13 protein-coding genes are annotated in these 15,515 nt (G+C 67.1%); 11 read left to right on the forward strand and 2 right to left on the reverse strand.

Annotated elements, in window-relative coordinates:
- The first annotated feature begins 210 nt into the window (after window positions 1–210).
- The 7 genes from nhaA to CEY08_RS20755 all read left to right on the forward strand — a co-directional run bounded on the left by nhaA (window position 211) and on the right by CEY08_RS20755 (window position 7,735).
- Complete coding sequence (gene nhaA, locus CEY08_RS20725; protein WP_042796053.1) at window positions 211–1,431, forward strand: Na+/H+ antiporter NhaA; 1,221 nt, start codon at window positions 211–213, stop codon at window positions 1,429–1,431.
- A 74-nt stretch (window positions 1,432–1,505) separates the two neighbouring features.
- Window positions 1,506–1,895, forward strand: a complete 390-nt coding sequence (locus CEY08_RS20730) for a DUF488 domain-containing protein (protein WP_042796052.1) — start codon at window positions 1,506–1,508, stop codon at window positions 1,893–1,895.
- 121 nt (window positions 1,896–2,016) lie between these two features.
- Window positions 2,017–2,802, forward strand: a complete 786-nt coding sequence (locus CEY08_RS20735) for a 3-hydroxybutyrate dehydrogenase (RefSeq protein WP_063962557.1) — start codon at window positions 2,017–2,019, stop codon at window positions 2,800–2,802.
- 100 nt (window positions 2,803–2,902) lie between these two features.
- A complete protein-coding gene (gene tenA, locus CEY08_RS20740) occupies window positions 2,903–3,565 on the forward strand; it encodes a thiaminase II (RefSeq protein ID WP_063962556.1) in 663 nt (220 codons plus the stop codon).
- Between the two features lie 58 nt (window positions 3,566–3,623).
- Window positions 3,624–4,385, forward strand: a complete 762-nt coding sequence (locus tag CEY08_RS20745; protein WP_076816677.1) for a uracil-DNA glycosylase — start codon at window positions 3,624–3,626, stop codon at window positions 4,383–4,385.
- A 276-nt stretch (window positions 4,386–4,661) separates the two neighbouring features.
- Window positions 4,662–6,458, forward strand: a complete 1,797-nt coding sequence (locus CEY08_RS20750; protein ID WP_076816680.1) for a DEAD/DEAH box helicase — start codon at window positions 4,662–4,664, stop codon at window positions 6,456–6,458.
- Window positions 6,459–6,547: 89 nt separating this feature from the next.
- Window positions 6,548–7,735 (forward strand): class I SAM-dependent methyltransferase, encoded by a 1,188-nt coding sequence (locus CEY08_RS20755; RefSeq protein WP_076816682.1) that lies wholly within the window; start codon window positions 6,548–6,550, stop codon window positions 7,733–7,735.
- Window positions 7,736–7,790: 55 nt separating this feature from the next.
- Here the strand turns inward: CEY08_RS20755 and CEY08_RS20760 are convergent, their stop codons facing one another.
- Window positions 7,791–8,891, reverse strand: coding sequence for a tRNA nucleotidyltransferase/poly(A) polymerase-related protein (locus CEY08_RS20760; protein WP_076816685.1), 1,101 nt, complete (start codon window positions 8,889–8,891; stop codon window positions 7,791–7,793).
- Window positions 8,888–11,038, reverse strand: a complete 2,151-nt coding sequence (locus CEY08_RS20765) for a lytic transglycosylase domain-containing protein (protein ID WP_042796048.1) — start codon at window positions 11,036–11,038, stop codon at window positions 8,888–8,890. Before CEY08_RS20765 ends, CEY08_RS20760 begins: the two co-directional genes overlap by 4 nt.
- 115 nt (window positions 11,039–11,153) lie before the next feature.
- Between CEY08_RS20765 and CEY08_RS20770 the strand changes: the two genes are divergently transcribed.
- The 4 genes from CEY08_RS20770 to CEY08_RS20785 all read left to right on the forward strand — a co-directional run bounded on the left by CEY08_RS20770 (window position 11,154) and on the right by CEY08_RS20785 (window position 15,466).
- Complete coding sequence (locus CEY08_RS20770) at window positions 11,154–11,828, forward strand: 5-formyltetrahydrofolate cyclo-ligase (protein WP_042796047.1); 675 nt, start codon at window positions 11,154–11,156, stop codon at window positions 11,826–11,828.
- A 416-nt stretch (window positions 11,829–12,244) separates the two neighbouring features.
- A complete protein-coding gene (locus tag CEY08_RS20775; RefSeq protein WP_042796046.1) occupies window positions 12,245–13,678 on the forward strand; it encodes a circularly permuted type 2 ATP-grasp protein in 1,434 nt (477 codons plus the stop codon).
- A 2-nt stretch (window positions 13,679–13,680) separates the two neighbouring features.
- A complete protein-coding gene (locus tag CEY08_RS20780) occupies window positions 13,681–14,649 on the forward strand; it encodes an alpha-E domain-containing protein (RefSeq protein WP_076816687.1) in 969 nt (322 codons plus the stop codon).
- A 13-nt stretch (window positions 14,650–14,662) separates the two neighbouring features.
- Window positions 14,663–15,466, forward strand: a complete 804-nt coding sequence (locus tag CEY08_RS20785) for a transglutaminase family protein (protein ID WP_076816690.1) — start codon at window positions 14,663–14,665, stop codon at window positions 15,464–15,466.
- The last annotated feature ends 49 nt before the right edge of the window (window positions 15,467–15,515 follow it).

The raw sequence follows: 15,515 nt of genomic DNA on the forward strand, positions 1-15,515 counted from the left end.
GCCAGGCGGCGTTGCTAGCCACAGACTGGTCGGGATTCGGGGAAGGAGTTTGTCGCCGGGGGAGCAACGCCTGAATTTGACGCTGATAGCCTGCTTTTTCTACAAAATGAAAGACGTTCGACGAAGTAGAAGAATTCCGGACTATGAATTCAGGTAAAATTCAGGAATGAAACGCGCATCTTATCAAAACGTAAACACGGGCGGTACTGCATGAACTTACAGGGAGTACCTGCCCACAAGCCGCCTTCCTTCCTGCAATCGTTCCTGCGTTCCGAAGCGTTGGGCGGTTATGTCCTGATGCTGGCCGCGCTGATCGCGCTGGTGGTCGCCAATAGTCCGGCGGCGCCCGCGTATTTCAGCGTGCTGGAAACCAAACTGGGTTTCCAGGCGGGTCCGGTGGTGCTCAAGGAAACCGTGCTGCACTGGATCAATGACGGCCTGATGGCCGTGTTCTTCCTGCTGGTCGGCCTGGAAATCAAGCGCGAAGTGCTGGACGGCCAGTTGCGCGGAGCTGCCCGAATCGTCCTGCCCGGCATCGCCGCCCTGGGCGGCATGCTGCTGCCGGCGCTGATCTACGTGCTGATCAACTTCGGCAGCCCCGACACGCTGCGCGGCTGGGCGATTCCGGCCGCCACCGACATCGCCTTCGCGCTGGGCATCCTGGCCCTGCTGGGCAGCCGGGTACCGACTTCCCTGAAGATCTTCCTGACCGCGCTGGCCATCCTGGACGATCTGGGCGCCATCGTCATCATTGCCTTGTTCTACACCGCCGAGCTCAACGTGTTCGCGCTGAGCATGGCGGGCGCCTTGCTGGCCTGCCTGGTCTGCCTGAACCGCGCTGGCGTGCTGCGGCTGACGCCCTACCTGCTGATCGGCGCCGTGCTGTGGTATTTCGTCCTGAAGTCGGGCGTGCACGCCACGCTGGCTGGCGTGGCGTTGGCGCTGACCATTCCACTGCGTCCGCAAAACCAGGGGCATCCGGGCGCGCATTCGCCCCTGCATGAACTGGAACACGTGCTGCACAAGCCCGTGGCCTTGCTGATCGTCCCGGTGTTCGGCTTCGCCAATGCCGGCGTATCGTTCGCCGGCATGGGGCTGGGCAGCCTGGCGCAACCCGTGCCGATGGGCGTGGCGCTGGGCCTGTTCCTGGGCAAGCAGCTGGGTGTGTTCGGCTTTGCCTGGCTGGCCATCAAGAGCGGCATGGCCGCCCTGCCGCGCCACGCCAGCTTCGCGCAGTTGTATGGTGTGTCGCTGCTATGCGGCATAGGCTTCACGATGAGTCTATTCATCGGCGCGCTGGCGTTCACGGAGCCGGCCGCCATCGACGCCACCAAGATCGGCGTCCTGACGGGCTCGCTGGCGTCCGCCGTCGTCGGTTTCCTGTTATTGCGCGCCTGCGGGACGCGCGCCAACGCAGCGGAAAATCCTTAAACGCAAGCGGCGCGGCCTGAAGGCGGGCGGCGGGCGCTAAAGTAGCGGGATCCGCCACGATTCCGGGAAGCGCCATGAAACCGTCCGCCATTTCCGTGCAACGCGTCTATGAAGGCATCGGCCCGGACGGCAGCTACCGGGCGCTGGTGGACCGCATGTGGCCGCGCGGGCTGCGGCGGGCCGACCTGCACCTGGACGAATGGGCCCGCGATATTGCGCCCACCCAGGAATTGTGCAAATGGTTCAGCCACATCGAAGAGCGCTGGGATGAATTCCGCGCGCGCTACCAGGCCGAACTCGCCGCACCCGAGCAACAAGCCCGCATGGCCGCCCTGCTGGACGCGGCCGGCGACCGCCCGCTGACCCTGCTTTACGGCGCCCGCAACACGGAACACAACCAGGCCGTCGTGCTGCGCGACGCCCTGCAGGACTACGTCCGACATCACCGCAAGCGCAAGACCTGACATCCGCGCGGCGCGTTCAGCCAGCTCTCATCCTGCGGCGCTACCATCAGTCCATGCTCCCCGCATCCGTGGGCGACAGGGCGCGGCCCGGCCCACCGGCAATCCAACCGGAGGTTCCAGCATGCACAACCTGAATGGAAAAGTCGCCGTCGTCACCGGCGCGGCCAGCGGCATCGGCAAGGAAATCGCCCTCACGCTGGCGCGCGCCGGGGCAGCCGTGGCCATCGCGGACCTGAACCAGGCGGGCGCCGACGCCGTCGCTCGCGAAATCGAACAAGCCGGCGGCAAGGCCATGGGCGTCGCCATGGACGTCACCAGCGAAGAAGCCGTGAACCAGGGCATCGACCGCGTCGCCGCCGCCTACGGCAGTATCGACATCCTGATCTCCAACGCGGGCATCCAGATCGTCAATCCGATCGAGAACTTCTCCTACTCGGACTGGAAGAAAATGCAGGCGATCCACGTGGACGGCGCCTTCCTGACCACCAAGGCGGCGCTCAAGCATATGTACAAGGACGACCGCGGCGGCGTGGTCATCTACATGGGCTCGGTCCATTCTCATGAAGCCTCGCCGCTGAAGTCCGCCTACGTAGCCGCCAAGCACGCCCTGCTTGGCCTGGCACGCGTGCTGGCCAAGGAAGGCGCGGCGCACAACGTGCGCTCGCATGTCATCTGCCCGGGTTTCGTACGCACGCCGCTGGTGGAAAAGCAGATCCCCGAACAGGCCAAGGAACTGGGTATCAGCGAAGAGGAAGTGGTCAAGAAGGTGATGCTGGGCGACACGGTCGACGGCGTGTTCACGACGGTCGAGGACGTGGCGCAGACCGCCCTGTTCCTGTCCGCCTTCCCCAGCGCCGCCTTTACCGGCCAGTCCTTCGTGGTCAGCCACGGCTGGTACATGCAGTGATGCCAGACGCGGTGCCTTTACTCGCGCGGTCTTTGATACCCTAGCCCTCTTTGTGGACCGGCGCGCGGCCGCGCGCCGGCAGTCTGCCTAGAGGAACCCCATGTCTTTCAGCTCCGACGCCTGGGCGCGCAATGCCGCCCTGTACGAGAAAACGCGCGACATGCCGTTCAACCGGGAGTTGGCCAGCGGCCAGCTCGACGAGAACGCGTTCAAGCATTACATGATCCAGGACGCGCACTACCTGGTGGCGTTCGGGCGCGCGCTGGCCATCGCGGCCGGCAAGGCCGACGACGCCGACGGCGTAGTGCAATTCGCGGATGCCGCCAAGGGCGCCGTCGTGGCGGAACGCACCCTGCATGCGGGCTTTCTGCAGCAGTTCGGCGTCGATGCCGCGACTTTCGAAGCCACCCCGCTCACGCCCGCCTGCCACCACTACACCAGTTTCCTGATCGCCACTGCCTGGAGCGCCCCCTACCCGGTCGCATTGGCCGCCCTGCTGCCGTGCTTCTGGATCTACGCGGAAATCGGCCGCGAGATCCATGCGCGGGCGGCACAACCCAACCCCTATGCTGCCTGGATCGAGGCCTACGCGTGCGAGGACTTCCACACGCTCGTGCGCAAGGTCATCACGGCAGTCGACCGCGTCGCCGAAAAGGCATCGCCCGACACGCTCGAACAGATGCACGCGGCCTACACGCGCGCCGCGCAGCTGGAATGGATGTTCTGGGATTCCGCCTATCGCCAGGACGGCTGGCCGGTGTGATCCGGGAGCGGGCGGCGCGCCTCCGGCCTGCCGCCCGCCCTATGCCAAAATCCCGCCCATGCCGACCGATAACCGACTGACACCCCACGCCCTCGCCGCCCAGACGGCGCAACTGCCCGCCCCCTGGCAGGAGGCTTTCACCTCCAAGCCGGTGGCCGAGGCCCTGGCCGCCGTGACCGCCCATGTCGAAAAACGCCTGAGCGAAGGCGCGACCGTCTATCCCGCGACGCCTTTCCGCGCCTTGCAGGGCCTGGCGCCCTCCGACGTGCGCGTGGTGATCCTGGGCCAGGATCCCTACCATGGCCCCGGCCAGGCGCAGGGCCTGGCCTTCTCGGTGCCGGACGACTGCAAACGTCCGCCCAGCCTGCGCAACATCTTCAATGAGATCGCCCAGGAGTTTCCGGGCACCGCCGTGCCCGCCGGCAATGACCTTGCCAGCTGGGCCGATCAAGGCGTGCTGCTGCTGAACACCGCGCTGACGGTGGAAGACGGCCAGCCCGCATCCCACGCCAAGCGGGGCTGGGAAACGGTGACGGACGCCCTGATCTCCCTGGTGGCCCGGGACGCCTCGCCGAAGGTTTTCATGCTCTGGGGCGCCCATGCCCAGGCCAAGCGGGCGTTGCTGCCGAACAACAGTGGTCATCTGGTCCTGATGTCCAACCACCCGTCGCCACTGTCCGCGCGGAGGCCGCCGGTGCCTTTCCTGGGCTGCGGCCACTTCCTGGCCACCAACCAATGGCTGGCCAACCAAGGGAAAAACCCTATTGATTGGGGACTGGACAAAAAAATAATTCCCATGCAGGGCGAATTCAGGTTATGATCGCCGCACTGCACAAAACGAGTTCGGCATTTACCGCCTTGATTTAGCGGAAGTTTTCGCAGTCTGCCGGGCAAACAGCCCCGGCCCCATGCCGAACATCATCGATTCCTGACCTCCTTTCCTTTCGCCCTGCGTTCCAGTCGGTATACGAGAACGCGCCACGCGCACGGTTGATTCGGTCGGCACGATGCTCCATCAACCGTCGCCTGGATCCGGCCGCCTAATCCCCTGGCCCGACCAAGCACTGCGCCGCATTGATCGCGGCAAGGGAAAGTAATGTCTTTCGAAAACCTGGGTCTTGCGCCCGCTCTGTTGTCGGCCCTCCAAGACGCTGGCTTCTCCACCCCCACCACCGTCCAGGCCGCCGCCATTCCGCAGGCCCTGGCTGGTCACGACCTGATGGTGTCCTCGCAGACGGGTAGCGGCAAGACCGCCGCCTTCATGCTGCCGGCGCTGCACCGCATTGCCCAGATGCCCGCCAACAAGGGCGTCGGCGTGCAGGTCCTGGTGCTGACCCCGACCCGCGAACTGGCCCTGCAAGTCACCGACGCAACCGCCACCTACGGCCGCAAGCTGGCCGATCTGCGCACCGCCACCGTTGTGGGCGGCATGCCCTACGGCGCGCAGCTCAAGGCGCTGTCGCGCCGCGTGGACGTGCTGGTCGCCACCCCGGGGCGCCTGATCGACCACCTGAACTCGGGCCGCGTCAAGCTGAACACCGTGCACACGCTGGTGCTCGACGAAGCCGATCGCATGCTGGACATGGGCTTCATCGAAGATATCGAGACCATCGTCAGCCGCCTGCCCGAAGGCCGCCAGACGCTGCTGTTCTCGGCCACGCTCGACGGCACCGTCGCCAAGCTGGCCTCGCGCATGATGCGCGAACCGCAGCGCATCGAGATCGCCGGCCACAAGGAAAAGCACACCAACATCACGCAAAGCCTGCTGTACGCGGACGACGCCAGCCACAAGATGCAATTGCTGGACCACGTCTTGCGCGACGCCTCGCTGGACCAGGCCATCGTCTTCACGTCGACCAAGCGCGGCGCCGACGATCTGGCCGACCGCCTGGCCGACCAGGGCTTTGCCGCCGCCGCCCTGCATGGCGATATGAACCAGCGCCAGCGCACCCGCACACTGTCGCAACTGCAACGCGGCCAACTGCGTATTCTGGTCGCCACCGACGTGGCCGCCCGCGGCATCGACGTGCAAGGCATCAGCCACGCCGTCAACTTCGACCTGCCGATGCAGGCTGAAGACTACGTGCACCGTATCGGCCGCACCGGCCGCGCCGGCCGCAATGGCCTGGCCTTCACGCTGGCCACCCACTCCGAGCGCCACAAGGTGCGCCGCATCGAACACTACATCGGCCAATCGATCACCCCTGAAGTGATCGCTGGGCTGGAGCCCAAGCGCACCCCGCGTCCCTCGACTGGCGCCGGTCCGCGTGGCGGCAAGCCGTTCGGCAAGCGTCCTGGCGGCGGCTACCAGGGCAACCGCGAGGGTCGTTCCTTCGGCGGCCCGCGTGGCGAGTTCAAGCCGCGTGAAGGCGGTTACCAAGGCAACCGCGACGGCGCTCCTCGCGAAGGCGGCTACCAAGGCAATCGCCCGTTCGGCGATCGCCCGGCACGCTCCTTCAGCGATCGCCCCAGCTTCGGCGACCGTCCGCAGCGTGAAGGCGGCTACCAGGGCAACCGTCCCTTCGGTGACCGCCCCCAGCGCGAAGGCGGCTTCCGCGGCGGCGACCGCGATTCGCGTCCCAGCTTCGGCGACCGTCCCAGCTATGGCGACCGCCCTCAGCGCGACGCCCGCCCGTTCAGTGAGCGCGGCCCGCGTGAAGGCGGTTTCCGTGGCGGCGACCGTGATTCGCGTCCCAGCTTCAACGACCGCGCCAGCTTCAGCGACCGCCCGAGCTTTGGCGACCGTCCCAGCTTCGGCGACCGTCCGCAGCGTGAAGGCGGCTTCCGCGGCGGCGACCGTCCGGAAGGCGGTTTCCGTGGCAAGCCCTCGTTCGACAAGCGCCCCGGCGGCCCCGCCAAGCGCTTCGGCAAGTCGGCTGACCGCCGCGGCTAATCCGCCCGCTTGAACCCAACACAAACCCCGCGCCTGTCGCGGGGTTTGTTTTTTGGGAAAATGTCCGCTTGTCCACGCACCGCCCGACCATGCAACGATCCGCCCCCGCCAACCTGCCCGCCCTCTCCCCTGCCGCCCAGGAACACAGCGCAGCCGCTGCCGCGCATCTGCGCGCCACCATCGCCACCCATGGCGGCTGGCTGTCGTTCGACCACTGGATGGCGCAGGCTCTATACGCGCCCGGGCTGGGCTATTACGCGGCCGGCAACGTCAAGCTGGCCGAGGCCGACGGCGACGTCCGCGCGCCTGCCGGCGACTTCGTCACCGCGCCCCAGCTGACGCCGCTGTTCGCCCGCACGCTGGCGCGCCAGGCCGCCCAGGTGCTGCGCCAGACGCAGACCGACGCCGTGCTGGAATTCGGCGCCGGCACCGGCGCCCTGGCCGAAGGCGTGCTGCGCGAACTGGATGCGATGGGCCTGGATCAAACCCGCTACCTGATCCTGGAAGTGTCGGCCGACCTGCGCGCCCGCCAGGCTGAAAGGCTGGCGGCATTCGGCGAGCGCGTGCAATGGCTGGACGCGCTGCCCCAGCGCTTTGCCGGCTGCGTGCTGGCCAACGAAGTGCTGGACGCGATGCCCGTGTCGATCTTCCGCTGGAGCGATACGGGCGAGGTGCTGGAGCGCGGCGTGGCGATGGACGCCGCGCAAGGCTTCGTCTGGGAAGACCGCCCCGCGCCGCCAGCGCTAGCCGCCGCTGTCGCCGCCCGCATGCCGGCCCTGCCCGGTTACGTGTCCGAGATCAACCTGCAAGGCGAAGCCTGGATCGCCGCCATGGGCGGCTGGCTGGAACGCGGCGCGGCGCTGCTGGTGGACTACGGCTTTCCGCGCAGCGAGTACTACCATCCGCAGCGGGCCGGCGGCACGCTCATGTGCCATCTACGCCATCACGCCCATGGCGATCCGTTCACCGCGCCCGGCCTGCAGGACATCACCGCTCACGTCGACTTCACCGCCATGGCGGATGCCGCGCTCGAGGCCGGCATGCAAGTCCTGGGCTATACCTCGCAGGCCCGTTTCCTGATGAATGCGGGGCTGATGGATCTGTTGGCGCAGCTGGATCCGAGCGACGTGCAGCAATACGCGCAAGCCGTGGCGCCCGTGCAGAAGCTCTTGTCCGAATCGGAGATGGGCGAACTGTTCAAGGTATTGGCGGTGGGACGCGGCATCACCGAACCGCTGGCAGGGTTCTCGCGCGGCGACCGGTTAGGCAAACTGTAGGAACGCGTGGCGGCCTCATAGGCATGGCCGCCACGTTTTCAGATCCATAGCGGAATTACTGCGCCCGCAGGCGCTCCAGGCGCGCGGCGCGCACCTGCTCCTTGATGCGCGCCGGTTCTCCGGCGCAAGCTTTGGCGATAGCTCCGGCGTCCACGCCGCGCACGATCGCCACGCGCGATTGCCAGGCCGCTCGGTCCACGGAGCGCAGCACGGCCGCCGCATCCAGCAGATCCAGAAAGCGTTCCGGCTTGCGCAGCGCATCGGCGCGCTCCATCAGCGCCAGTTGCGCATCGGCGGGGTCCGAACCCTGTTCCGCCGCATCCAGCCCCGTCAGCACTTCCGGCAACAGCCGCGCATAATCATTGCACTCGGTAGGCACGCGCAGGCGGCGGCCCATGGCGTCGCGCTCAGGCGTCAGCCGGCACAGCAATGCGTAGCGGCCCGGCAGCGCCAGGCCCTGTGCGGCGGCGCGGTCCACCTCGGCCGCGGTTTCGTCCACGCCCTGCAGTTCGGGCATCACCCGCGCCAACGCGCCGCATTGCTGCAGGACGCCCAGCATGCGAGAGGGCGCGGCCGCCATCAGGCCGCGCGACAATTCCTTCCAGACCCGTTCGGCCACAAGCGCATCGGCCTCGCCAGCCTGGACCATGCGTCGGCATAGTTCCAGGGTCTCGGGCGCCACGGAAAAATCGACAAAGCGCGCCGCAAAACGGGCCAGCCGCAGGATGCGCACCGGGTCTTCTTCGAAGGCCTCGCCGACGTGGCGGAAAATGCGGTCCCGCACGTCAGCCGCGCCGCCCAGCGGGTCGACGAGTTCGCCATCCTGCGTCTGCGCAATGGCATTGACGGTCAGGTCGCGGCGGCGCAGATCCTCTTCGAGCGTGACATCCGCGCCCGTGTAGAAGGTGAAGCCCTTGTAGCCGCGCCCCGACTTGCGCTCGGTGCGTGCCAGCGCGTATTCCTCTTTGCTGCGCGGATGCAGGAAGACGGGAAAGTCGCCGCCCACGGGCACGAAGCCGCGCCGCGCCATGTCCTCGGGCGTGGCCCCCACCACCACCCAGTCGTGGTCGCCGGGCGGCAGGCCGAGCAGCGCGTCCCGCACTGCTCCACCCACGATATAGACCTGCAAGCCGTCAGTGGCCGGATCCCGCGTCATGGGATCGACGTGCTTTCCGCGCCCAGCGGCACGACGTTGCCCAGGCGCTCTTTAAGGGACTGGGGCTGGCCGGTGAACATCGCCGCGTAATACACCGAATTGGACATGACGTTCTTCACGTAGGTCCGCGTTTCGTTGAACGGGATGGTCTCGGCGAAGATGGCGCCTTCCACTGGATGCGAGAACGTCGAACGCCAGTTGTGCGGACGGCGCGGACCGGCGTTGTAGCCGGCGCTGGCCAGCATTTGCGAACCGTTCAGGTCGCGCAGGACCATATTCAGGTAGTTGGTGCCGAGTTCGGTATTGGTGTCGAAATCGTTGACGCTGTCGGGCGTGAAATTGCTCATGCCGATCTTGCCCGCGACCCACTTGGCCGTAGCCGGCATCAACTGCATCAGGCCGGAGGCGCCCACGTGCGAGCGCGCGTCCATGATGAAGCGGGATTCCTGGCGGATCAGGCCGTACACCCAGGCCGGGTCCAGCGCGATGGCGTTGGCCTTGGCGGTGACGCGGCCCTCGAAGGGCGCAATGAAGCGCTGACTGAAGTCGAACTCTTTTTCCGTGCGGTCGGAGGTGTTGACCACGCGGTCGTAGATGTTCTCGGCGCGCGCCAGCTCGGCGGCGGCCATCAGTTGGCGGTCGCTCATGCCGCGCAGCGAGAAGTTCCATTCCGGCACGGCCTCGGCGCGCCAGCCGAGGCGGAAGAGCTGGATCGCGCGGCGCAGGCCGGGGTTGGCGCGGGCCTCGGTGATTTCCTGGTCGCTGATAGGCGCCGGGCGCGGCGGCACGGTAATGCGCCGGCCCAGTTCCTCGGCCGCGAGCTGGCCGTAGAAGTCGAAGCGGTCGGCAATGCTAGCGTAGGCGGCGGCAGCTTGTTCCTTGTTGCCGCGTGCCGCCTGGCCGCGCGCCTTCCAGTAGATCCAGGACGAATCGGCCTGCTGCGAGGCGGGCATCTGGTCGATGGATTCGATGACCCACTTCCAGTCGATCTTGGGCTGGCGCAAGGCAGCGCGCACCTTCCAGGCGGCGTTGTACTCCGTCATGCGGATGTGGCCGGCCTCGTGGTACCAGTCGTCGGCGCGGCTATCCAGGTTCAGCGCGGCCACCAGCGCGTACTGGCCGCGCACCCAGGCCAGGTTCGACTTGGCCATGGACTTGGACCAGTCGCCGGACTTGCCCCATTCGCGGCGCAGATAGGAATCAGCCACGCTGACGTCGGAACGCGCCAGGCGCGCCAAGGCGATGGTCACCAGTTCCTTCTCGTTGCGGCCCACGGGCTGACGGCTCTGGCGCGTCAGCCACTTCATGGGATCCTTCATGAGCAAGTCATAGGTTTTCAGGTCGGCCGGCTCGAACATGTACTGCGCGAACTTGCGCGCGTCGGCGGTCTTGTTGGCCTCGATGGCGTCGCGCAGCTGGGGCTCCAGCTGTTCCCAGCCCATGATGCCGTCGGCGACCAGTTGGTCGTACAGCGCCCAGCAGGCGCCGCCCGGCGCGAACACGGCCGCGGCCTGCGCCGCCGTGGCCCGCTGCCCGGTCATGTGCTTGGCATCGAGGATGGCGCATTCGATCTGCGCATTGCTGTTCTTCACCGGCGCGAGCTTGCGCACGGTTTCGAAGTCCCCGCTGCGGGCCGCGGCCAGCAACCAGTCGCCGCGCAGGCGGTCGGCCAGATAGGCGTCGGAATTGCCGCTGATGAATTTCTGCAGCTCGGCAGTGGGCCGGCCCGTGGCGGGCGGGGTCCATAATTGGTAGCGCAGCAGCCAATATTCGGGATACATGCCGAGCGGATCCGGCTTGGCCTGAGGCACCAGCGCACCCAGTACGGACCACTGCTTGCGATTCATGGCTTCGCGGGCGGCGACCACGGCGGCCAACGCGGGCGTCTGGGAAGTCGGCGGCAGGCCAGCCAGCACCGCAGGCGGCACGGAAATGGCGGGTTGCGCAGCCTGTACGGTCGGCTGAGGCTGGGGCTGGGTGTTGACCGCCGCGCTGCGCTGTTGCGCGTCCACCGGCGCACAGGCCGCGGTGAACAGTGCCAGGAGCGGCAGCCAGCGGCGCAGGCCGGGAGCGGCTTCCAGAGTGGTGGCGGCCCCGGATTTCCGCGCGGTTTTCTGATACCGTCCGGGTTGCAGAGTCTGTGTCATGCCCTGTCCCTCATACACTGGCCTTGCCGTACGCCAGCATGCCGGCAATCCACATGTTCATCCGCATGCGTCCGCACGTTCGCCATCATTTGTCCATCCCTCTTACCGCCACAGCATGACTACGCAAAATACTCCAGAGGATACCGCAGTACAGCTACGCGCGCGATTGCGAAAACTGCGTGCAGAACTGCCGGAAGACCAGCGTAGCCGCGGCGGCCTGCTCATGCGCGCCCGGCTGTTCACCTGGCTGAACGTCGCCCGTGACGAGGCCGTGCGCGCGGGCCGTCCCGCGCCGGCCACCGTGGCCGCGTTCTGGCCCATGGCCGACGAGCCCGACCTGCGCCCCCTGCTCCAGCAGTGGGTTGAAAACGGCGTGGCCGTGGCGCTGCCCGTGGTGCGCGAACGCAACGCGCCCCTGGCCTTCCTGCCCTGGACGCCAGAGGCCGAATTGCGGGCCGGTCCCTACGGCATCCAGGAACCGGTCGCGGGTGCCGAACTGCTGCCCGACGTCGTACTGGTGCCCACCCTGGGTTACACCGAACAGGGCGACCGCCTGGGCTATGGCGGCGGCTATTACGACCGCACCCTGGCTGCGCTGCGCGAGCGCGGCCACCCCTTCATTACCATCGGCATCGCCTGGAGCTGCGGCGAACTGGACGCCGGCTATGAACCCGCCGCCCACGACTACCCGCTGGACGCGGTGCTGACCCAGGATGGCTGGGTGCCCCAGGCGCCGCTGGAACAAGGCGGCACCGGCGGCGCCACGCTGCACAGCTTCCGCATGAACTGACGCACCAGCTTTGCCCGCCGGCTTGCACCAAAACAGTGCAAGTCCTAACATAAGCAAGGCCGCCGGGCTTCGGCCCGGCCCCATCACGCAGCACCCGCGCATCGTTGCGCGCCTCCCCTCGACAGCGCCGCAGGCGCTGCCCACTTCTCCTGGCCAGGCTTTTCCGCGCCAGTCCGACTGACCCCGTTCAACCCGCCCGCCCCGGCCAGTCCGCGCCTGGCGTGCTCGCCATCCCCGGCCTCAACCGCTGCGGCGATGGCGCCGTAACGCCCTTCGGAGGATATTGATCCCGAGGGGCGCCCCCGCCCATGCCAGCCAGGCTGGCATGCGGGTTGCTTAATCCATTACACCGGCCGGATATCGGCCGGACGGCGGTCGCGCGCAAGCCAGCCGCCGGCACCAGTACCGGAGGAGCCATGAAGGACAGATCATCCCGTCCCGCCGCCTATGACGAAATGCGCGACAGCGCTGGCGGCATACGCTCCCACTACCAGGCTTTCGAGCACTGGCACGACGAGCAGTCCGCGCAGGCCATGGCCGCGCGCCGCCTGGAGGCGGACCTGAGCTTTCGCAGGGTGGGCATCACATTCTCGGTGGCGGGCGACGCCGCCGGTACCGAACGCCTCATCCCCTTCGACCTGATCCCACGCATCATCCCCGCCGACGAGTGGCGCCTGCTGGAAGCCGGCCTGAAACAGCGGGTGCGCGCGCTCAATATGTTCATCCACGACATCTATCACGGGCACGACATCGTGCGAGCGGGGGTCATCCCCGCCGAACAGGTGTTCCTGAACGCCCAGTACCGTCCCGAGATGCAGGACGTGGACGTGGCGGAGGACATCTACTGCCACATCGCCGGCGTGGACATCGTGCGCGCCGGCGCAGGCGAGTTCTACGTACTGGAAGACAATTTGCGCGTTCCGTCGGGCGTGTCCTACATGCTGGAGAACCGCAAGATGTCGATGCGGCTGATGCCGGACGCCTTCAGCCGCATCAAGGTGGAGCCGGTGGCGCATTACCCCGATCTGCTGCTGGACAATCTGCGCGAAGTGGCGCCGCATGGCGCGGACGCCCCTACCGTGGTGGTGCTGACACCGGGCATGTACAACTCCGCGTACTTCGAACACGCCTTCCTGGCGCAGCAGATGGGGGTGGAACTGGTCGAGGGCCAGGACCTGTTCGTCGAACAGAACACCGTCTACATGCGCACCACGCAAGGCCCGCGCAAGGTGGACGTCATCTACCGCCGGCTGGACGATGACTTCCTCGACCCGCTGTCGTTTCGCGCCGACTCCGCACTGGGCGTGCCCGGCCTGCTGTCGGTTTACCGCGCCGGCCGCGTCACGCTGGCCAACGCCATCGGCACCGGCATCGCCGACGACAAGTCCACGTATCTGTACGTGCCGGACATGATCCGCTTCTACCTGAACGAGGAACCGGTGCTGTCCAACGTCCCCACCTGGCGGTGCAGCCGGCCCGACGAACTGTCGCACGTGCTGGCACACATGCACGAACTGGTAGTGAAGGAAGTGCACGGTTCAGGCGGCTACGGCATGCTGGTGGGCCCGTCGGCTTCGCGCGCCGAAGTCGAGGCGTTCAAGGCGCGCGTGCGCGCCAACCCCGCCAACTACATCGCGCAGCCGACGCTGGCGCTGTCCACTGTCCCGACCTATGTGGAATCGGGCGTGGCGCCGCGCCACGTGGACCTGCGTCCCTATGTGCTGTGCGGCAAGGACATCCGCACCGTGCCGGGCGGCCTGTGCCGCGTGGCGCTGACCGAGGGCTCGCTGGTGGTCAACAGCAGCCAGGGCGGCGGCACCAAAGACACCTGGGTGCTGGAGGAGGACTGAACATGCTGAGCCGAACCGCCGACAACCTGTTCTGGATGTGCCGCTATACCGAGCGCGCTGAAAACACCGCCCGCATGCTCGACGTGAACCTGCAGATGTCGCTGCTGCCGCAAGATGCGCAAACGCGCGAGGGCTCGTGGCTGGGCGTGCTGCGCATCTCCGAGCTACAGGGCCTGTACCAGAGCAAGTACGCGTCCATCTCGCCGCACGACGTGCTGCAGTACATGGTGCGCGACCCCGAGAACCCCTCGTCGATCTATTCCTGCATGCGCGCGGCCCGCGAGAATGCGCGCGCCGTGCGCGGCAGCCTCACCACGGAGGTCTGGGAGACCTACAACACCACCTGGCTGGAACTGCTGAAGCATCTGCATACCGGCTTGCTGGAACGCAATCCGGGCGAGTTCTTCGAATGGGTGAAGTTCCGTTCGCACCTGGCCCGCGGCGTCACGATCGGCACCATGCTGGAAGACGAGGCGCTGTACTTCCTTCGCATCGGCATGCACCTGGAACGCGCCGACAACACCGCGCGCATGCTGGACGTGAAGTTCCACGAACGCGGCGCCAACGGCAATGACGGCCGCGCCGACCCCGCCGGCGCGGCAGCCCTGCAAAGCGAGTTCTACCGCTGGTCGGCGCTGCTCAGCTCGGTCTCGGGGCTGGAGATCTACCGCAAGGTGTACCGTGACGTCATCACCCCCGACCGCGTCGCCGAGCTGCTGATCCTGCACGGCGACATGCCGCGTTCGCTGCTGGCCTCGATGCGCGCCGTTGCCGACGACCTGGCGCGCGTATCCAACCAGCGCTCGACCGAAACCGAGAGGCGCGCCGGCATGCTGTGCGCCGAACTGCAATACGGCCGCGTCGAAGACATCCTGGACAGCGGCCTGCACCAGTACCTGGAGCACTTCCTCGACCGCATCAACGATCTGGGCAACCGGATCAGCCAGGACTTCCTGGTGCCGCTGTCATAGCCTGGAGACCGGAATGAAACAGATCATCACGCACGTTACGCATTACCGCTACACCTCACCGGTCGCCTATAGCATCCAGACCCTGCGCCTGACCCCGCGCGACGACGAACACCAGCGCGTGCTGCGCTGGCACATCGAAGCGCCCGGCGAACTGGACAAGCAGGTGGACGCCTACGGCAACATCACGCATACGCTCACCCTGAACCAACCTCACACCGACATCGAACTGCGCGTAGTCGGACAGGTGCTGGTGGCGCCGCTGGAACGCGGCCTGCTGGGCAGCGAGGACAGCCGCCTGCCGGTGCACGCCTATTGCGTGCAGACGCCGCTGACCCAGGCCGACGACACCATCATGGCCTTTGTGCGCGAGGCGCTGCCCAACGGACTGCATACGCCCGACGACATCCTGGCCCTGGCTACGGCGGTCAGCGACCGCGTCGCGTACGAACCCGGCACCACCGACGTCACCACCGCCGCCAACCAGGTGCTGGCGATGGGCCATGGCGTCTGCCAGGACCACGCCCACCTGTTCCTGGCCTGCGTGCGCGGCCTGGGCGTGCCCGCCCGCTACGTCAGCGGCTACCTGTACACCACCGCCGAGCACGCCGCCAGCCATGCCTGGGCGGACGTTTGGCTGCCCGACGTGGGCTGGACCAGCGTGGACATCACCAACCGCCAGTTCGCCTCCGACTGCCATTGCCGGCTGGCTGTGGCGCGGGACTATGACTCGGCCTCGCCGGTGCGCGGCGTGCGCAGCGGCGGCGGCCAGGAATCCATGGAGGTCAGCGTGCAGGTCCAGACCGCCGCCCAGCAGTAACATCCGGTCTGCCGCGCCGCAATACAATGCGGCGTGGTTTTCCCTATTT

Origin of the sequence: Achromobacter insolitus, from assembly GCF_002209555.1 — a bacterium.
Lineage (GTDB): Bacteria > Pseudomonadota > Gammaproteobacteria > Burkholderiales > Burkholderiaceae_B > Achromobacter > Achromobacter insolitus.